The 21,133-nt window shown below is 35.2% G+C and carries 17 protein-coding genes; 3 read left to right on the top strand and 14 right to left on the bottom strand.

Annotated elements, in window-relative coordinates; all coding sequences use genetic code 11:
• Positions 1-163: 163 nt before the first annotated feature.
• The 10 genes from LC095_RS20725 to LC095_RS20680 form a co-directional block, all read right to left on the bottom strand.
• On the bottom strand, positions 164-1,678 hold the full coding sequence (locus LC095_RS20725; RefSeq protein WP_226529978.1) for an MFS transporter: 1,515 nt from the start codon (positions 1,676-1,678) through the stop codon (positions 164-166).
• Between the two features lie 330 nt (positions 1,679-2,008).
• Complete coding sequence (locus tag LC095_RS20720) at positions 2,009-3,124, bottom strand: Gfo/Idh/MocA family protein (RefSeq protein ID WP_226529977.1); 1,116 nt, start codon at positions 3,122-3,124, stop codon at positions 2,009-2,011.
• 49 nt (positions 3,125-3,173) lie between these two features.
• Entirely contained in the window at positions 3,174-4,034 is an 861-nt protein-coding gene (locus LC095_RS20715; protein ID WP_226529976.1) for a sugar phosphate isomerase/epimerase family protein, read from the bottom strand.
• Positions 4,035-4,101: 67 nt separating this feature from the next.
• Positions 4,102-5,262, bottom strand: a complete 1,161-nt coding sequence (locus LC095_RS20710; RefSeq protein WP_226529975.1) for a Gfo/Idh/MocA family protein — start codon at positions 5,260-5,262, stop codon at positions 4,102-4,104.
• Entirely contained in the window at positions 5,250-6,152 is a 903-nt protein-coding gene (locus tag LC095_RS20705) for a sugar phosphate isomerase/epimerase family protein (RefSeq protein WP_226529974.1), read from the bottom strand. The genes LC095_RS20710 and LC095_RS20705 overlap by 13 nt, the downstream gene beginning before the upstream one ends.
• 13 nt (positions 6,153-6,165) lie before the next feature.
• Positions 6,166-7,032, bottom strand: coding sequence for an AraC family transcriptional regulator (locus tag LC095_RS20700; RefSeq protein ID WP_226529973.1), 867 nt, complete (start codon positions 7,030-7,032; stop codon positions 6,166-6,168).
• 261 nt (positions 7,033-7,293) lie between these two features.
• On the bottom strand, positions 7,294-8,439 hold the full coding sequence (locus tag LC095_RS20695; protein WP_226529972.1) for a glycosyltransferase family 4 protein: 1,146 nt from the start codon (positions 8,437-8,439) through the stop codon (positions 7,294-7,296).
• Positions 8,440-8,452: 13 nt separating this feature from the next.
• Positions 8,453-9,400 (bottom strand): NAD-dependent epimerase/dehydratase family protein, encoded by a 948-nt coding sequence (locus LC095_RS20690; RefSeq protein WP_226529971.1) that lies wholly within the window; start codon positions 9,398-9,400, stop codon positions 8,453-8,455.
• Complete coding sequence (locus tag LC095_RS20685; protein WP_226529970.1) at positions 9,397-10,686, bottom strand: UDP-glucose dehydrogenase family protein; 1,290 nt, start codon at positions 10,684-10,686, stop codon at positions 9,397-9,399. Before LC095_RS20685 ends, LC095_RS20690 begins: the two co-directional genes overlap by 4 nt.
• Before the next feature lie 207 nt (positions 10,687-10,893).
• Positions 10,894-11,136 carry a hypothetical protein gene (locus LC095_RS20680; protein ID WP_226529969.1) on the bottom strand — a complete coding sequence of 81 codons (243 nt, stop codon included), beginning with the start codon at positions 11,134-11,136 and terminating at the stop codon, positions 10,894-10,896.
• Between the two features lie 346 nt (positions 11,137-11,482).
• Between LC095_RS20680 and LC095_RS20675 the strand changes: the two genes are divergently transcribed.
• Complete coding sequence (locus LC095_RS20675; protein ID WP_226529968.1) at positions 11,483-12,154, top strand: hypothetical protein; 672 nt, start codon at positions 11,483-11,485, stop codon at positions 12,152-12,154.
• 178 nt (positions 12,155-12,332) lie between these two features.
• Here the strand turns inward: LC095_RS20675 and LC095_RS20670 are convergent, their stop codons facing one another.
• The gene (locus LC095_RS20670) at positions 12,333-13,946 is read right to left on the bottom strand and encodes a glycosyltransferase family 4 protein (RefSeq protein WP_226529967.1); all 1,614 of its coding nucleotides are present in this window, start codon (positions 13,944-13,946) and stop codon (positions 12,333-12,335) included.
• A 1-nt stretch (position 13,947) separates the two neighbouring features.
• Complete coding sequence (locus LC095_RS20665) at positions 13,948-15,048, bottom strand: CotS family spore coat protein (protein WP_226529966.1); 1,101 nt, start codon at positions 15,046-15,048, stop codon at positions 13,948-13,950.
• A 455-nt stretch (positions 15,049-15,503) separates the two neighbouring features.
• Between LC095_RS20665 and galU the strand changes: the two genes are divergently transcribed.
• Complete coding sequence (gene galU / locus LC095_RS20660) at positions 15,504-16,385, top strand: UTP--glucose-1-phosphate uridylyltransferase GalU (RefSeq protein WP_226529965.1); 882 nt, start codon at positions 15,504-15,506, stop codon at positions 16,383-16,385.
• A gap of 121 nt (positions 16,386-16,506) precedes the next feature.
• Here galU and gndA read toward each other — a convergent pair whose 3' ends face one another.
• Positions 16,507-17,919, bottom strand: a complete 1,413-nt coding sequence (gene gndA, locus LC095_RS20655; RefSeq protein ID WP_226529964.1) for an NADP-dependent phosphogluconate dehydrogenase — start codon at positions 17,917-17,919, stop codon at positions 16,507-16,509.
• Positions 17,920-18,303: 384 nt separating this feature from the next.
• Between gndA and LC095_RS20650 the strand changes: the two genes are divergently transcribed.
• The gene (locus LC095_RS20650; RefSeq protein WP_216772581.1) at positions 18,304-18,459 is read left to right on the top strand and encodes a hypothetical protein; all 156 of its coding nucleotides are present in this window, start codon (positions 18,304-18,306) and stop codon (positions 18,457-18,459) included.
• A 214-nt stretch (positions 18,460-18,673) separates the two neighbouring features.
• Here LC095_RS20650 and LC095_RS20645 read toward each other — a convergent pair whose 3' ends face one another.
• The gene (locus LC095_RS20645; protein ID WP_226529963.1) at positions 18,674-21,073 is read right to left on the bottom strand and encodes a TIM-barrel domain-containing protein; all 2,400 of its coding nucleotides are present in this window, start codon (positions 21,071-21,073) and stop codon (positions 18,674-18,676) included.
• Positions 21,074-21,133: the final 60 nt, after the last annotated feature.

The following is a 21,133-nucleotide window of genomic DNA, read 5'->3' as shown; positions in this document are numbered from 1 at the left end:
ACTTGACTTTCACCACGTCCTAATAGTGAAAGTCAAGTTATTTTATTACTATCATGTATAAAATATATATTATTGTAAAAACAAAAAGACGGTTCTAGTTATAATCATTACTTCATCCTATTATAATTGAACGGCTAGAAAATATAAGAACGTATGATTACGCTTACATTTCTTTAGATATATTTAGATCACCAATTACAGGTGGAGTTTGGACGTTCTTAATTTGACTATTTTCTTTAGCTTGCGCAATAAATTCTTGAATTTCGACCATTTTTGCATCATCCAATACATAAAACTTCATAGCAATAATTGATGCCAACCAACCTAAGATTGGAACTACGAATTTTAATATAAGTGTCATGACTAAAATAGAAGTTGTCAATGTATCATCTACTTGAGGCAATGCATCTTTAAAGCCTATTAGTGCTAACAATAATCCTACAATTGTTGTTGCTAGGGATGAGATTACCTTATCTACAAATGAAAAGATCGTTCCTAACATTCCAAGAATATAGCGACCTGTTTTATATGTTTCATAATCAGAGCAATCTGCAATCATGGGAATAACCATATTTCCTGTTAAACTACCGAAACCTAGCCCGATACTATATAAAACAAGGAATACGATTGTCGTCAATCCTATATTGGTGAGAGAAATCTTTGTGGCATCTGCAATAAAGAAAAATATTAATAATAAAACAAATGAAATCATCGCAAACCATGTTCCTGAAACAAAAGCCCTTTTTAATCCAATTTTTCTTGCATATCCAAGTCCAACATAAGAGATTAACAACGTCGGGATAATCGTTATTAAAGATATTGTACCACTCAATGCATAGTCCCCTATCAGAATACCAAAGAACATCACCCCAACAGCAGCGTGTCTAACAACACTACTTGCAAGTTTATCCGTTGATGCTGCAATAACAAGCATTTGTAATGGTCTGTTCCCTTTAAGAATCGGCCAATAATCTCGAAATTTTGTTTCAACATTCTTTTCAGCTAAACCGAAAAATTCTTTTCGGTCCTTTTCCCAAATACCAGCAACCGCTAAAAGTGTAAAAATTGCTCCTGCAATAATACCGTATATGTTTAATTCAGTAAATAATTCAATCGTAAAACCCCCGTACTTTGGAACTAAATATGAAGCAACAACAATTTGCATTCCAGTAAATAAAGCAATGTTATAAGAAGCATCAAAAACTGAAAAGAGAGGACGTTGTTTTGGATCATTAGTTAATACAGTCTGTGCAGCCTTCGTACACGCAGTTTGAAACGTATACCCAATAATGTGTATCGAATAAATCATTATAAAGAAAATTAACTGCAATGATTCAGGAAGCAAATGAGTAACATTATACATAATCAGAATGGTGACAGCTAAAATAACATTTCCAACAATCATTAGAGGTCTATATTTACCAAATTTTGACTCAGTCTTATCAATAAAATAGCCAATGATTGGATCAGTAATTCCATCAAAAAATCTCATGGCCGTTAAAACTGTACTAACAACAACTACAGTTAATCCGGCAATCCCTGTCGCATAGTAGGCAACAAATCCTAAAACAAACAAATAAAAATTTGTGGCTGTATTATTTAGAGCAAAAAGACCAATTTTCCATACCTTTGATGAATGATATCTCTTTCCATCCATTGTAGCATTTACTGTTGACATACTCTCTCCCCTTTGTTTTTAAAGTGTCAATCTCAAAAATGAATGCAAGAATAATTAGTCTTTTTTACTGGCTGCTTTCGCATATCTTTGTTGTTATTAATCCCAGAAAATCAGTTGGTTCAATTGTGTTCCACTAAAGAGTTGAGAAACTATTCATAAGCAACAATCATTGCGAAAACAACCTTTTTATTAACCACCGCCCTCAACTTTTTGTAACCCTTTTTATTTATTGGGTTTAATAAATGTTTAGTTAGTTTATTAAACAAATAAACTAACTGTTGGTAACTCCAAAATGCACACTATTCAGCACTAATAAATAAACAGGCTATTTTATAATGCTAACCTTTGAATTCTTTCTTGTAATTTTTCATAATAAAGATCTGCATCAATAGGCAATTGAACATCTTCATTTAACCAACACGAGAGGTAAATAGCATTTGCTATTTCTAATGCCTTTATTCCCTCTTCACCAGGTGCAAGTAATGGTGTTCCCTTTACAATGGCATCAATCCAATTTTGAATAATGTTCATATGCCCAGAACTTTCATTTCTTACCGGAATATCTACTTTCTCACATTCCGGTTTCCCAAAACCACCTTTAAAAGCAGCATTAAATTCCCTTTCAGAATGTGATAATTTATAAAATGTCAATTTTTCATTTTCTACAATTAATTTCCCTCGATCACCAACAATTTCAAAACGATTTGAACCGGGAGCCTCTCCTGTTGAGGTAATAAATATACCAGTAGCTCCATTCTCATATTCAACGTAAGCCGTCACATCATCTTCTACTTCTATATCATGATATTTACCGATGTGACAATAAGCTCGAACCTTGGTGGGCATCAGATCTGTTGTCCATTGCCATAAATCTAATTGATGTGGTGCCTGATTAAGGATAACGCCGCCACCTTCACCTTTCCACGTAGCTCTCCAATCACTGGAATTATAATAGCTTTGCGTACGATACCAATCAGTAATAATCCAATTTGTTCTTTTTATTGAGCCTAATTGTCCTGTTTGAATTAGTTCTCTAACCTTTTGGTAAAGTGGATTTGTTCGTTGATTGTACACCATTGAGTATACAAGGCCAGTGTCTTTAGCTGTTTGATTCACTTCTGCTACATTTTTTGTATATACACCTGCAGGCTTTTCAACTAGTATATGTTTTTGACATTTCAATCCCTTTATAGCTAATTCTGGGTGTGTGTAATGAGGAGTAGCAATGATGACTGCATCAATATCTGCTTCCTTGAAAAAAAGCTCAACATCCTGAAACACCGCAATATCATTTATCGTATTTTCTTTTAACCATTGAAGAATCTGTTTGCTATCATCACAAACCGCCGTGACCTTTGCTCCACTAATTTTTCCTTTATCAAATAGGAGAACATGAGAGCTTCCCATATTTCCTATTCCAATGACACCTACCTTTATTTCATTCATAGGTCCCCTCCTATGCAAAACAATCTAGTTTTCTTGTAAAATACAATAATTAAAACCAGTCACTATAACCTAGTTTCCTTAGATGATCAGCGGAAATTCTTAAGCACTCCAATGGATCACGTCCGTATGTATCATCCTGCTCCACTAAGAAATATTTGACCCCACTATCTAGACCAGCTTCAATAATAGCTTTCATATCAAGATTTCCTTCTCCAACTTCGGCAAATTCAATTGTATTAGTAAAAATACCCATAAATCTACTCATATCTCTTAAATCCAATTCACTTAAATCCATCTTTCCGATTCGATAGTCTTTCAGGTGTAATAGGGAAATGCGACCTTTGTATTGGTTGATAAATTCTACTGGGTTTACACCGGCTCTTTGTATCCAATGAACATCTAATTCAAAGCCTAGTCTTGATGTGTTATTTTTCATTATATCTAGTAAATAATCTCCATCAAATTTCTGGAATTCAAGATGATGTGTATGGTAATACAATTCAATACCATGGTCACTTAATTTACCTGCTAGTTCTTCCGCTTTTTCAATGAATTGCATGATTTGATCTTTATCACCCATTCTGTTTACCGGCATCATACCAATTCGTAAGTATTGGCAATTAAGTCTTTTACAATCACTAACAATCTTTTCAAAATCATTTATTAATGTTTCACCAGGTGCACCAGGAATCGCAGGTTCAACAGATGTCGAAAGAGCTGCAATTTCTATGTCAAATTCTTCAGAAGCTCTTTTTAACTCATGTACATTATTCGGTGTCATAGGGATTTGAGAAACCTCTACAGCACGATATCCAAGTTCACGAACTTTTCTCAATGTTTCATAAACACCTATTTCCTCAACTTTATTTTTTAACATCATCATTTGTACACCTATTTTCCCTTTATTCATGTTTAGCCTCCTATTTTAAATTGAATTAATTCTCGAGACCGGTCTTAAACCGATGACCCGTCCCCTATTATTGCTTTAAAGGAATGTTTTTTTCTTCTTCAATTCTTTTGTTTAACTCTGATAGAAATAACTCTTCATCAATTGGAAGCTCTACTTCTTTTTCTAGCCAGCTTGATAGATGAATAGCGTTAGCAAGAGCTACTCCATGAATCCCATCACTTCCTGGAGCAATTAATGGAGTTCCCTCTAAAATATTTGCTGCAAAGTTTTCTAATACAGCAATATGCTGCTCACCCCAGATACTGCCAAAGTCTAGTACTTCCTCGGTGTAAATATCTGATTGATTTCCACCCATGAAAATTTTCATTACATCTTGCATGCTCATTGAAGAGCTCATTTCAGACTCAGGTTTGTTTAGTCGCTTAACTGTCATTTTCTTACTATCGTCAACAACAATTTTTCCTTTGTCTCCTAAAATTTCCAAACGATCTGTTCCGAGAAGATCATGTGTACATGTAATAAATACCCCTGTTGCACCATTACCATAGTCAAGTATTGTTGTTACTTCATCCTCTACAGCAATCTCTCGTTGAAAGCCATATTTCACGTTTGAATACACCTTTTTAGGCATACCGCAAATCCACTGTAGTAAATCAATTTGATGTGGTGCTTGATTAACTAGAACACCACCGCCCTCTCCACTCCAAGTTGCTCTCCAAGCACTTTGATCATAATATCCCTGCGGTCTCCACCATGTTGTAATGATCCAATTTGTGCGGCGAATGTTTCCAATGTCACCATTATCAATAAGTTGTTTTAATTTTTGATAAAGCGGATTTGTTCTTTGGTTAAAGAAAATTGCATAGGTAACTTCTGGTTTAGATGCTGCAAAATCATTTAATTCTTTTACTTGTTTTGTGTATACACCTGCAGGCTTTTCTACTAACACATGAACATCTCTTTTTAAAGCTTCGATCGCCATTTCTGGATGCAGATAATGAGGGACAGTTGTAACAACTGCATCAACTTCTTTGCTTTCAAACATATCAATGTAGTTATCATAAAAAGGCACATGAGGATATTTCTCTGCACACAGCTTTTTTTGGGCAGGATCAATGTCACAAATTGCACCAACTTCCACATTTGCTACTTTCCCATCTGAAATAAACCCTGCGTAAGCTCCACCTTGTGCTCCAATACCGATTATTCCTAACCTTACTTTATCCATACTTTTTTCTCCTCTCCTTCCATTATTTTTAAAATATTCAATAAAGCTTCATATTGTAATTTATAGCTATCTTCACCATCAAAATTATTGTTTTTCTTTATTATGTCTTTAGCATCTTCAAGCTCTAAATCCTTTAAAGAGTCAAACAGGACAAGATGAGGCTCTAAAGTTAAAAAGCCTTTATAACCATTTTTAATAAATTGTAATAATAATTCAGGTATTTTTCCCTCACCTTTACCACAAACAACATTTTGGCTATCCGTTGATACGGCATCCTTTATATGGATATAAACGATTTGATCTTTTAGCAAATTGTAGCATGCTTGAGTATCCTCACCACATTGTACGAAGTTAGCAAAATCAAAGATTCCCTTCAAGAAAGGAGAACCTACTTCAGTTATAATCTCATGACATCTTCTTGCGATATCCCCATATATGTCTTTTTCGTTTTCATGAACTAAAATCACATTATAGTTCTTTGCAATTGCAACAAATTCTTTTAATTTTTCAATTACTACATCCTTATATCGATCTACATTATCACCTTTAGGGATATAAAAACTGAATATGCGAATGTACTTACAATCTAATAGATTAGCAACTTGACACAATGTATCCAACATAACCCTTTGTTTTTCAAAACCTTTTAAGTCGTTAATAAATACTTTACCAATTGGAGAACCAATTGACGAAACACTAACTCCTGACTTTTGTAGTCGTGGCAAAACATTTCTTTTAATATCATTTAGTGTGAAATCTCCAATATTCTTTCCATCAATTCCTCTTAAAGAGATAAATTTCATACCAAGTTTTGAAACTACACGAAGCTGGGTATCAAAATCAGATGAAATTTCATCCGAAAAACCCGATATAATTAAATCTTGATTCATTTTTATTTCTCCTTTATTTATTTCCAATGCGTAATCTACGATACTCTCTCGCAGTTACACCCACTTTTTCATGAAAATAACGGCTAAAACGGGAAGCGCTTTCAAAACCAGTTTTAAATGCTATATCATTTATCGGCATATCTGGTTCCGTTTCGAGCAAATATTTCACTTGTGTCAATCGACTGGCCATCAAATATTCCATTACAGTGAATCCTGTCATTTCTTTAAAGACATGAGCAACATAAGACTTACTTAAATTGAGAGCTTCTGCTATCGACTGAATAGTAACCTTCTTCATATAATTTTCCTGAATAAAATCAGCGATTTTTTCTGCATGCTCTGCTTTATCACCTTTTTTATTCGGAACTTTTATTGCGGTCATTTTCCCAAGTTTATACACATGAATTAAAATCTGTAACAACATTACTTTCATTTCTGTTTCCGAATGGTGATCATTCGGTTCAGAGTTTCCCTTTATCTCTGCCAATCGACAAATAACGTCCTCCAGTCGTTTGAATTCATCATTTTCTTTCGTTCGAATTAAACAATGGTGAAGTACCTGAAATACTTCAAGCAAATACATACTATCCATTTCTGTTAGTAAGCTTTTAATCCAATGTGGGGAAAAGTGAACAACACTTCGAACATATGCTTTTTCAAGGTTAACATTCGCCTTATGAAGGGTCATTCCATCCATAATCAGGATATCTCCCGGCTCTAAGTCGTATATATGATTATGGATTAAGTACCTGCAAGACCCTTCATGAAAAACATAGATTTCATATTCCTGATGTGAATGAAAATCAAGTGAATATCCTCCTATACTTTGAATTCGATAATGGGCCATCAGGGTTTCATTCAAACACATCAATCCTTCCAATGAAACTACCTCCATTTTATTTGATAAATATGAAAACTTCATTACCTCAAACTGTTGAATATTTTTAAAAAATTGACTGAAAGTGCTTTATTATAAAAAAACTTGGTTTATCAACAAGGCAAAATGGCGACTGCCTTTTTCTTATCCTTACTGTATAGTATAAAATAAAACAGGACACCACATATGTGATGCCCTATCTCTATTACATTATCATTATCATTAAGTTTAACACGTTTCGAGATACATAGCATAAATGATTACTCACAGGTATTTCTTTTGAGTAACTTGTAGATAAAGTTTTTCTAATTTTTCCGCGACATGGTGAAACTGGAAGTGTTTTCTTACATATTCTCTTCCATTCAAACCAAGTGATTTACTTTCAGAAGGATTTGATAATATAAAATCTATTGCATCTGCGAATGCTTTGGGATTGTCATAATCATTAATGACAAGTCCATTTCTCCCGTGGTGAATAACTTCACCATTTCCCCCGCGATTTGTTGTAATAATAGGAATTCCAGCTGCCATTACTTCATAATGAACCCGTGCAAGTGGTTCATGCCATTGTGAACTACATACAAATACATCAGCCATGACTAAATGTTCCGGTATATTCTCCGCGGGGACATACTTAGTAAAAAGAACATGTGAAGGGAACTTGGAACTAAGATCAAATAGGCTCTGAACATAATCATCAACCGTATTGTCACTAAACCACTTTCCACCTACGATGACCAATACAATGTCAGGGTATTTATCGATTAAATGGTCCACCGCGTTTATTAACAAATGGGGTCCTTTTGTTTTACTTAAACGACCTATAAAAAGAATCACTTGTTTCCCTTGGAGATTGTAGTGTTGACGTACTCTCTTCCGAATAATTTTTCCTTGTTTCTCATAAACACTTTGATATTTTTGCAGGTCAACACCCGAATAAATGACGAGGACTTTATGTGATGCCTGCGGATATCTTTTTACTATTGTTTGCTTTATATAATGGCTGACTGTTGTAATGGCATCTACACATTCAATCGCCTTTAATCCCTCTTCTTTTGTTAGTTTTAACTCTGAGAACATATCGTTATGAAGACTTAAAACAAATGAGCTATTCGGTGAGGATTTTTTGTAAACAGGAACATGACTAGGTCTGTTAAATACATGAATGACATGAAATTGATGTTTCTTTATTTCCTCAGCAACATTATTCATATAGGTTTCTCTCGGAAATCGAAAATATTCTAAATGAGCATGCTTCTCATTGTTGGGAAGAGATTTGTCAGAAATAGAAAAGATCGTCACTTGGTGCTCGGTTAAAAAAGGAATAATTCCATCAAGCATGATCTGAACCGCTCCACCTTTTATTGCTGGTGATGGTAACTTCTCCGTACATATAAAGGCAATTCTCATTCCACCATCACCTCTACAAATCGTAAACTTTGCGGATATAGTTCAGTTCTTTAACTAAGCCTTCTTTTAACGATATTTTAGGATCGTAGTGTAATAGTGTTTGTGCAAGAGTGATATCTGCCCATGTATGTTTCGGTTCTCCGTTAACTTTTTGCGTGTAGTTTATTTTAGATGTTTTCCCTGTTATTTGTTCGAGTATCTTAATAACTTCATTGATGGAGGCTCTTTCTTTTCCGCCTATATTAATTGTTCTTCCAATCAAATGATCTTGGTATAATACAGCCGATGTTGCATCAACACAATCGCTGATAAAAGTAAAATCCCTTGATTGGGTACCATCCCCATATATCGTTATCGGTTCTTCTTTTAGAATTTGAGCAATAAATCGGTGGAATGCCATATCAGGCCGTTGTCTTGGTCCATAAACTGTAAAAAATCGAACCACTACAATTGGAACACCGAAACTCTTATTATACACCTGGCATAGGTGTTCACCGGTTAATTTTGTAATTCCGTAAGGGGAAAGTGGTGTAGGAATTGAGTCCTCCGATACTTTTCCGCTCTTTTCACCATAAATAGATGATGTAGATGCATAAATAAATTTAGTAAGGTTTTTATTTTTCACAGCTTCCAATAGACGTTGGGTTGCCAAAATATTATTTGTTACATACGGGTCAAAGTCTTTTCCCCAACTAGATCGAACACCAGGCATACCTGCCAGATGATAAATGGCATCCACTTCTTTTAGTACATTTTCCATATCTGCTGTCAGAAGATCAATTTCCATGAACTGAAATCTTGGATGATTCTTAAGTGATTGGAGGTTAACTTCTTTAAGATTTATTGGAGTTGGCCCTATAAAGGTATCTACCCCGATTATTCTATTTTCCGGATCTTTTAGCAGTCTCTCACATAAATGAGATCCAATAAAGCCTGCAGCACCAGTAACAAGTATTTTCATGAGCGTGCAACTCCTACATATTGAAATCCATGTTCATACGCTTTTGATGGATCGATGCAGTTTCGTGCATCCAGAATAACATTTCCTTTCATAAGCAGCTTAAGTTTCTTCCAATCTAAATAGAGAAATTCAGCCCATTCGGTAGCGATGATTACACAATCAGCATTAGTAACTGCTTGATCTAAAGTAGGAAATTGAATAATATTTGATTCTCCTAAAAAAGGTAATGTTGCTTTTGGATCATATGTGTTTATTGTACAACCTAATTGGCTTAGTTTTTTGATGAGATAAACCGCTTGAGATTCCCTTGTGTCATCTGTATTTGGTTTGAAAGCAATACCAAGAACTGAAATCGTTTTCCCTTTCAGTGACTCAAATACGGTTATAAGCTTTTCAATATAATAATCAATTTGTGAATGATTTGTAGATTGGATGGCTTGTAGAATAATCGGAGTTATATTTTTTTCAATCGCACTTTGTTCTAGAGAACGAACATCTTTAGGAAAACAAGATCCTCCATATCCCAGACCTGAATTTAGAAAGTGCGGACTGATTCGTGGATCTGTACTGATCCCCCGAACAACGTCATCAACATTGACTTCATATTTATCACATATTCTAGCAATTTCATTAATAAATGAGATTTTTGTCGCTAAAAAGGCGTTTGAGGTGTATTTAATCATTTCTGCACCAGAAAGAGTTGTTACGATATAAGGAGCTTCTATTCCTTTATAAAGAGATTTTACAATGTTTAAGGATTTGGTATCATTTTTTTTCATACCAACTACAATTTTATCAGCATGTAACATATCGAAAAGCGCTGACCCTTCTCTTAAAAATTCGGGATTTGAGACAACTGCAAACTGCTCTGGAGCGATTCCTTTTTGAAGTAATTTAGCATGTATCTTTTCGTTCGTACCAGGTGGAACAGTACTTTTCGTAATGATTGTTTTATACTCTGTAAGTGCATCTGCTATCATATCAACCACACTATAAATATATGTTAAGTTGGTTTTTCCATCTGCACGTGAGGGGGTACCCACTGCGATTAAGATAACGTGATGCTTTCGGATATTTTCAATTACTTCAGAACTAAATGTTATGTTTTTCTCGTTACGAGATATGATTTCCTTTAATCCAGGCTCATAAATTGGTACTTCTCCCCTATTTAATGATCTGATTTTTTCTATATTTGTGTCAACACAACAAACGGTGTGCCCGAGATCAGCAAGGACAGAAGCAGAAGTCAAACCTACATAACCAGCTCCTACTACACATATTTTCATTTTCTATATCCCCTCTCCAAAAATTTTCTGTTTCTATACTCTCTATTTTATTAGTGGATAAGCTTATATTGTGATAGAACATGAACACAATTAATCAGTAAAATCCGTTACCTCTTATGTATGTAAGAGGAGTTATATAGGCAATTTTTTTAATGGCTGTTTCTTAAAATTAGACTGCATATAAAAGCAGTCTAGGATTTTAACATATTATTCATCTTCATCTGATATGTCTTGCATGGAAAAAGGTAAATCCATTGATGTAATGTTTCTGCATTGAATTAATACTGGGATTCCGCCATACTTGTAAAATTGATCAGTCATAAACAATGCTGTATTTGTTCTTGGATAAAATTTCTTGAAGATTGCATTATAATAAGTTTTATCGTTTGTATGAATATTTACCTCTGAACCGGATGAGAGTGACTGTAAAATTGAACAGTAGTCATCCATCTTCATACCTCCCTTGGATAGTTAAATATCTTCTAGTTTAATGTATGAAAAATAGGACAGATTTGCTTGAACAAATACCCAACTTTCAACAAAAGTGAAAAATACCAAAACGATTATTCATGAAGATACAAGCACAATTTTTATGATGGTGGATAAATTAGTTAAGTTGTGCTATAACATCCTTTCTTTTACGACATAAATTAAAATAACTTCTCGCAAACTTTCTTAATTAAAAGGAAGGTGCAAACACTTAATTTTACAAGAGTTTTCACTTCCTATCCTGTTTTTTTGCAATGGAAACTAGTAAGTAAGAAAGTTGGCAAAAATGAATATTGGGGGAAATAAAATGGAAAATGTAAACTTTAGAGAAAATTCAGGTCATTCTTTTGAACAAACAGGACAAACAGATGAGTTGTCTTTTGTAGAGTTATTAACTGAAGAACTAAGTGAATTACTTGTTGATTTAGATCAAGAGGATCAAGAACCTACATTGGGATTTGCTGAAGAAGAGGCGGAAGAGGAAGATTACATCGAAGACGATGATGACGACGATGACGATGACGACGATGATGACGATGACGACGATGACGACGATGATGACGATGACGACGATGATGACGATGACGACGATGATGACGATGACGACGATGATGACGATGATGACGACGACGACGATGACGACGATGATGACGATGACGACGATGATGACGATGATGACGATGACGACGATGATGACGATGATGACGATGATGACGATGACGACGATGACGACGATGACGACGATGACGACGATGACGACGATGACGACGATGACGACGATGACGACGATGATGACGATGACGACGATGATGACGATGATGACGATGATGACGATGATGACGATGATGACGATGATGACGATGATGACGATGATGACGATGATGACGATGATGACGATGACGACGATGACGACGATGACGACGATGACGACGATGACGACGATGACGACGATGACGACGATGACGACGATGACGAGTAAAATAAAACATTCTACTGTATAAAGTAATAAATCCCTATTTTCATTAAGTACGAATCTTAAAGAAAATAGGGATTTATTGTATCCGCTAAAAGTTATGATAAAAAATGATCAACAGCGTGAAACCGTCCACAAGGAAAAATATCATTTTTCCTTATGGACGACGTTTCACAAAATTAGTTTATTCAGAAGGTCTATTTAGTAGGTTTTCAAGTGATGATTTTGCAGAAGTCCTAATCATGTCTCTCAGTGCTGCTTTTAATGCATTTTTCTTAGCCTCTCTACTAGTTTCATTACTTTCCTTACTTGCTTCAGTTTTTGTCATGTCATTTTTATCATCTGCTTTAATAATTTGTAATAGCTTATCCGTCGTGCCTTCCGTAGGTGAAAGACGAGAATTTGCTAAAGAAGATCTAATCATATCTCTTAAATGAGCCCTCAGCATGTCTTTCTTGCTATTTACTGGTGACGTATTTTCTTCCTTACTTGTTTCTGAATTTGAAACACCCTTTTCTTCTAGATTTGCTGATTGATATACTGGTCCTGGATTACTCACTGCCTCATCAATGTTTTGTTCTTGTAGAGGTTCAGAGGTGTCATGTGTGTCATTAATTGTTGGTAACCCTTCAGGTTGAGATACACTGAGTGGGGCTTCAAACGATTTTCTCCAAACTTCAAGTATGTTAGAGGCAACCCTATCCCATTGATATAGGCTTAGTGCATACTCTCTTCCTTTTTCCCCCATTCTTTTCATCAAAGAACGATTCGAAAGTATGTGAGAAATCTTTTCTACAAAATCAGCTGGATTTTCCGGATTTTCTACCACAAGGCCATTTTCGTTTAAACTGATAACCTCCGCATTGCCTCCTCTTGCAGTTGTTACAATCGGGAGTCCTGCTGCCATCGCCTCGTAATGAACCCGGGCGAGCGGCTCCTGCCAAACAGAAGTACAAACGAATAAATCTGCTGCCGCAAACCAATTTTGGATTTCACTAGGGGCAACAAACCCAGTTGTTACTACCGGTATAGGCAATTTATTAGCTAAAGCCCTTACATAGGCTACATAGTCAGTCACATCATTTTGACTAAACCATTTACTTCCAACAATAACAAGGGCTAAATCTTTATATTTTTTTGATAATTCCGGTAGAGCTCTCACTAACCTATCTACACCTTTATTGTTGGAAAGTCGCCCGGCAAACAATAATACAGTTTTATTTTCTAAACCATTCGCACTTCGAAGCTCTTGACGAATTTTTTGCATGTTTGGATGATGACCTGGCAGAAAACGATCCGTATCAACTCCGGAATAGATTGTATGAAGTTTAGATGCCGCTTCCGGATATAATTCTCTTATTACATTTCCAACATAATTACTTATCGTAATAATGTTCGTCACTTCATTTATAACTGCCTTTGCTTCTTCAGGATTAATTTTTTCTGGTGAAAACATATCATTATGCATGCTAAGAACAATTTTTGCATTTGGTGATACTTGTCGGACTGGAAGAACTAAGCGGGGACGATTAAAAATATGAATAAGATCGAATTGGTTGGCTTCAACATAACGGACCACTTCTTCTCGGTAAATCTCTAGTATTTTTCCAGGAACCCGCACGTATTTTATGCCATCAATTGTTTCTTGATCAGGAAGAGATGGATCATTTACTCCTAAAACCGTCATATCATGTTTGTTCCTTAAATGAGGCAGGCTGCCGGCAATATAGGTTTGTATGGCTCCACCAAGTACGGGAGGTACAGGAAGCTTTTCAGTACAAATCATTAATATTTTCATCTTATTCTACTCCCTTCCAATCGTCTTTTATTTCTTCGAGGATCGGCCATTTTGTTTGGTCAGTATCAACAATTGTTTGAATCATCGTAATTACAGCTGGATCATTTAAGAAAACTTCAGGTTCATAAACGACTTCCTTAATATTTTTATAAAATTCATTTGGTAATGATAAATCGATCATTAAGATATTATACAAATCTTGAGATATCGGATTTGCTTCATGATAGGCTTTAATCATTTCTCTAATCCATGTAGCATCCCATCTAAATAAGTCTGCCATCGTACCTGTAATTAATTTTCTTAAGTCACGGATAGGAATATCATATGCTACACCATCAAGGTCAATTATCCACATTCCATTGGAACCCATTTGACCATTTGACCAACCATAGTCTTGGTGAACCAAGCCCCAATATTCATTACCTAGATTTGCCATCTCCAAATAATTAGATTGATTCAGCATTTCAACGCTTCTTTTTGCTTGTTCTTCAAATTGATCAACAACATTTAGAATATGGGTGCTTGCAGGTAGATCTTCATATGCCTTGGCAATATTTCGAAACCAATCCATCTTATTTACCATTTTTTGATAATTTTTAGGCCACTTTAACACCCTTGAGGCAATTTCAGCTTTAGGAGGCGGAACATAGCCTTTTGTTAAAGCATGAAATTCACCAAGAGCATGACAGAGATGTTTTGCTCCTTCCAAATCTTTTGTAACAGGTACTAAAGACTCAATCCATTCGGCAACAAACCATAATTTCCCGCCAGCCTCAACATAATTATTTCCGTCCTTCGTTTTTACAATAGGCGGTACTCTTGCTTCCTTAACATCTACTAAATATTCCTGAGCACCTAGGCTAAACATACTTCTAGTAGGTCTTCGGTGTAAAAGTTTTATACTTTTGGGTCCTGCGCTAGTTTCAATTTTCCATATTGCGCCACCTTTATCAGGCTTTGTCGTAACGATTTCAATACTTTGTACTGAGAAATCGTAATGCACAAGGACATCTTGTGCCATTTTTTCAATATATTCTGGAACGTAAAACTCGTGTTGGGTCAGTTCATCTACATCCCAAGGCACAATTAGCTGCTGCTCCATGAAAACCCCTCCTTTAAATTAACAAAGTCATTTCTATCAGAAAAATGTAAAGATCATTGCATGTTTAACTTGTTCATCTAAAAGGTAAATCTTATTGTTTATGGAAAATTAGGTGTGAGTTCGATTCTTGATTCCTAGAATGATAATCAAGTATTTAGAAATTCTAGGATATAGTTTTGAAGAGAGTGTTGGATAAAGATTGAAGTTTCCACTTTTCATTAGTCGTTTTATTTTATTCCTCTGAAGAAATATACTTTTTATTAAACTATGTTTGAAGAAAATATTTGTATAGGACAGCTCACCCAAGTCTATATGATATTGTTCCTTGTATTTTTAGTACTTTTACAGATTTGGTTGGAATTTTTTAAAAACCTACGCGAATCTCTCAAACAATTTAGGTTGTTTTACAATATGAATATAGGAAGAGAAATTATTTTTATGAGGGAGAGCTAGGTATGAAAATCAGAAAAGCAATCATTCCTGCAGCAGGATTAGGAACACGATTTTTGCCTGCAACCAAAGCCTTACCGAAAGAAATGTTACCCATCGTGGATAAACCAACCATACAATATATAGTGGAAGAGGCTGTTGCATCCGGAATTGAAGATATTATAATTATTAGCGGTCGTGGAAAACGATCAATCGAGGATCATTTTGATCAATCATATGAACTGGAAGATGCACTTATAAAAAAGAATAAACAACTACTATATGAAGAAGTTCATAATATCTCAAGCTTGGCTAATATTCATTATATACGCCAAAAGGAACCAAAAGGATTGGGTCATGCAATTCATTGTGCGAGGAGTTTTATAGGTAATGAACCTTTTGCCGTTCTTCTCGGTGATGATATTATTAAGTCGGAAAAACCCTGTTTAAAACAATTAATTGATGTTTTCAATCGATATCATTCCTCCATTATCGCCGTCCAGGAAGTTCCTGATGAAGATGTCTCAAAATATGGCATTATTAAACCCAAAGGGAGCAATATCGATGATCATATCCGCGCTGTTGATTCTTTAGTTGAAAAGCCTAAAAAAGAAGATGCTCCTTCACGGTTGGCTATTATGGGGCGTTATGTTTTAAGACCTGAAATTTTTGATGTATTACAAACATTGTCACCTGATAAAAGCGGAGAAATTCAATTAACTGATGCCATCAGAATTTTAAATGAAGCACAAGTTGTTTATGCTTATCAGTTTGAAGGGGAAAGATATGATATAGGACATAAAGCAGGCTTTGTTCGTGCAACAATTGACTTTGCATTAGAACGTGAAGATTTACGGGATGATGTGATTCAATATTTAAAGAAAATTGTTGCTAACATTGATAAATGAAAATAATATCTTAGACTGTAGGCATTGTAAATGTTATGTTTGCTACAGTCTAAGTAGTTTTAAGTGAACTATTCTGTAGGTGAAATACTTTAAGCACAATCTATAAAAACATTAACTTTTATCAAGACATCCAATTTGTATGGAAAACTCCTTCTTTATCAACACGTTGATACGTATGTGCACCAAAATAATCGCGTTGAGCTTGCAAAAGATTAGCTGGTAATGTTTCACTGCGATAACTATCGAAGTATGCAATTGCGCTTGAGAAAGCAGGTACAGGTATACCATTTTGTACTGCTAATGAGATGACTTTACGCAATGCTGTTTGATAGTTTGCAGCAATTTCATTAAAATACGGATCTAATAACAAGTTTGCTAATTGTGGATCACGATCATAAGCATCTTTAATTTTTTGCAGGAATTGAGCACGAATAATACATCCACCTCGGAAAATCATCGCGATATCTCCATAACTAAGATTCCAATCATATTCTTCAGACGCCGCTTTCATTTGCGCAAAACCTTGTGCATATGACACGATTTTACTTAAATATAGAGCTTCACGGACAGCTTCAATTAGCTCGTCTTTATCTCCATTAAATACCGCAGCATCAGGACCTTTTAATAGTTTACTAGCTTTTACTCGTTCTTCTTTCATGGCAGATATAAAACGTGCAAATACTGATTCTGTAATGATTGGAAGCGGAGTCCCTAAGTCTAGAGCATTTTGACTTGTCCATTTTCCAGTTCCTTTTTGACCTGCTGTATCAAGAATAACATCTACTAAAGGCTTACCAGTTTCTTCATCAATTTTAGTAAAGATGTCAGCTGTAATCTCAATAAGGTAACTGTCCAATTCTCCTTTATTCCACTCAGAAAATACCTCATGAAGCTCTTTTGCACCTAATCCCAGTACATTTTTCAGAATGAAATACGCTTCACAAATTAATTGCATATCACCATATTCGATTCCATTGTGAACCATCTTTACATAATGACCCGCGCCATTAGGCCCAATGTATGTTACACATGCATCTTCATCAACTTTTGCAGAAATCGCTTTTAAAATTGGTTCTACAAGCTGATAGGCTTCCTTTTGACCACCAGGCATAATGGAAGGTCCCTTAAGTGCTCCTTCCTCACCTCCTGACACGCCAGTTCCTATAAAGTGAATACCTGTTGATTCCAATTCTTTATTACGTCTAATCGTATCTTGGAAGAACGTATTTCCACCATCTATTAAAATATCATCCTTTTCAAGGTATGGCTTTAGAGATTCAATTGTAGCGTCCGTTGCACTACCAGCCTTAACCATTAACAATATTTTACGTGGTGTTTCTAATGATTGAACAAATTCTTCAATTGTTTTCAGGCCTACAAATTTCTTTCCTTCTGCCTCGTTCTTTAAAAATTCCTCTGTTTTTTCATAAGAACGGTTGAAAACAGATACTGAGTAGCCTCTACTTTCAATGTTTAGCGCAAGATTTTTTCCCATTACGGCTAAGCCGATTACACCAATTTGTTGTTTTGACATTATTTTTTTCCTTCCCAAATAATTTTTTTAGTTTTCAGGTGAAAAGGTATCACTCGAATACTACCTTTAAATTAATTTGTTTTGTAAACTAATTAATAATAGAAAGATACCATTTAATATGTTGTTGTGTCAATATAACGAGGAAAAACGTTATTAAAATGCTACAGATTAATAGATGTTTTCTAAGCATAAGAAGGTGTCTATACTATATTTTATTTCTTTTTAGGATATTGTTTAATTTGGTTATTTTTTACATGTTAAAGATAAAAAATAGTTCATTCCACTGTGCTCCAACAAAAGATTCACCGAAGACAGGTATTCTTTTTTACCTATGGATGGTACGTTTCATTTTTGGAAAAAATACACTGGAAAGGAGTGTAAAAGATGAAAAAGCAAAAAAACTCAACTGATCAGCCAACAATTGCAGAAGGAATGAATACTGAGGATGAATTGCAACAAGATGCCAGCTCAGAGGAAATTTCTAAAGGAGAATATACCAATGTAACAACTCTCTCTTTAGATGAAAATGATCCAAGCTAAATAAAAAAGGATTATGAGCCTTTACACCGTTATTTTTAACGGTGTTTTCATTTTACTATCTCATATCTCGCTAAAGAGGTATAATTATTTAGTAGAAGAAAAAACTAAATTTGTACTGTAGTTTTTGTTTCTTATTTATATGAATTCATATAAAAGAACGTCTCAAATCCTCAATAGAAAGGATTTAAGGCGTTCCTTTGTTTTTAAAAAATTATTACAAAGCTACAGTATAACCTTTAGCTCCCTTTTTCAATTCTTCTCCATTTACATACAGTTTACGCTCTTCATTTTCAGGTAAATAGAAGCTAAAAGTTTCGTATGGAAGCTTGTATTCTCCATCAATTTTGTAGCTCACATCTATTTTTTCTGCATCTGCATTCATTTGAACATAAACGATCGTATGATTTTCCTTGTAGTTAGCTGAGACACCATCATCCTCATAAAGAGCATAAGAAGTACTGCCTGATTGCTTGTGCGGGAATAACAGGAATCCTCGTTCATCCTTATCTTTATTTGAGAAAGTAGAATCTGCATCATTAATCGGTATAATACTTCCTCCTTTTATTAGTAAAGGATTGTATTCCAATGGTGCCGGAAGCGTCACAGTTTGACCGCCTTCATACCAGACAGATGTATGATAGTCATACCAACCGTCTTCATATGTTGGCAGGTAAACAACCCTTTCTCTTTGTCCTTCTTCAACAACTGAAGCAATAAGCATAGATTCACCTAACATGAAATCATCATTTTCCTCAAATGTTTTTACATCTGATTCAAATTCATAAAAAGTAGGACGAAGGATTGGCTCATACTTTTCATGTGCATTGTATAAAGCAGTATAAAGATATGGCGTTATTCTGTGACGAAACTTGATTAAATCTCGGATCGTACCAGTTGCCTCTTCATACATCCAAGGAACATTAACTGATTTGTCATCATTCCATGAATGAATGGTAAAACGTGGATGGAAAATTCCGTTTTGCACCCATCTAACTAATAATTCTGGTTCTGGAGCCGGCCCTGAGAAGCCGCCAATATCATGTCCAATATTATAAATACCTGACATGCTTAACCCAAGTCCCATTTTGATATTGTATTTTAGGGATTTCCAGCTTGTATAGTTGTCACCAGACCACGTTTGTACGTAACGCTGCATACCTGGACTTCCTGATCTGGAAATTAAATAAGGTCTAATGTCTGGAGCGAATTCTTTTTGTGCTTCGTATGAAGCTTTCATCATAAGGAGCGGCTGCAAAGAGCGCACAGCTTCAAAATTAATTCCCTCTCCAAATCCATTACATTGTGCATCTTTAGACCAAATTTCGAATTCATTATTGTCATTCCATGTGGAATCGATTCCGTATTCAAGCAGCTGTTCTGTTACTTTTTGCTTCCACCAATTAACAGACTCTTCGTTTGTAAAGTCAACATATGCGCCCACTTCATCCCAGAATTGAGACATTTCCGTATTTCCATCACCTGATTTAATAAACATCTCTTTTTCATTCAACTCACTGAAAAGAGGGTGATCCTTTAATAAAGCAGGTTTAATATTCGCACAAAGCTTAACCCCTTTTTCATGGTAGTGATTAATAAATCCTTTAGCATCTGGAAACTTATCTGTATTCCAATTGAATACGTATCGCTTATCTTCTATTGATGTATATCCTGAAGATAACTGAAATGAATCACAGAGGATGTCATGCTTTTCACACTCTTCAATAAACTTATTCAATTGTTCCTGAGCATCAGGAGCATCCGTATAAGTCATTGTTGAACCTGAATATCCGAAACTCCACTTAGGAGCAAATATTGTCTTACCAGTAAGCCAAGAATACTTTTTCACAACATCCTTAACTTCAGGTCCTAAAATGATATAGTAATCTAAATCCCCATCCATAGATTGATAGTAGCGGTACCAACCGTGATAATTATCCATTTCATTCCCCATATCAAATATGCTTTGTGCCATATTATCGTAGAAAATACCAAACGAAATGCCTGTTTGCTTGCTTCTAGTAATATAGAATGGAATATGTTTATACAATGGATCCGTATGTTGAGCATCATAGCCCATTGGATCAATACTTAACATTCTATAACGTTTACCGTATCGATCCATATCTCCGCTCTTTTCACCTAGTCCGTAGTACTGTTCATCTTTCGTACGTTGGAGATAGTGAAAAATCCCCTCTCCCAATGAACCGTCAAAATTATAAGCTTGTGTTGTACGGTCAGCAGCAATTTGCTTTACATTTCCTTCACTATCTTTGGAGAACCATGTAATTTTAAACCCATCCAAATCAATGTCCAACTTTAATAATTCTGTCTCAACTATGCAGGCTCTTCCGTCATTCCGAAACGAATATTCCGGTAATGAAAATGGGGTTAAATCCAGACGGTCTCTTCCCTTAAGTGGCACATCATCCATGCCCGGAGCGACAAGCCATGTATTTTTCACTTCCAACTGATCACTTTTAGTCATCAATACTCGTATCATATCCTGTTCTAAAACAATGATTCGTGCTAGAACATCAGAGTTTTCTAAACTAAAAGATAGCGTATTATTCTTTTCTTCTAAAAATTGAAATTGATATTTTTCTCTTAATGACATAGTCTCACCTTTTTCTTTATGTTGTCAGTTATTTAAGTTTGTTTCGTCCAATTAGTGATT

The organism is Metabacillus niabensis (assembly GCF_020524345.1).
Lineage (GTDB): Bacteria > Bacillota > Bacilli > Bacillales > Bacillaceae > Metabacillus > Metabacillus niabensis_B.
Note: the sequence above shows the minus strand (reverse complement) of the source record. Positions and strands in the feature narration are given on the sequence as shown.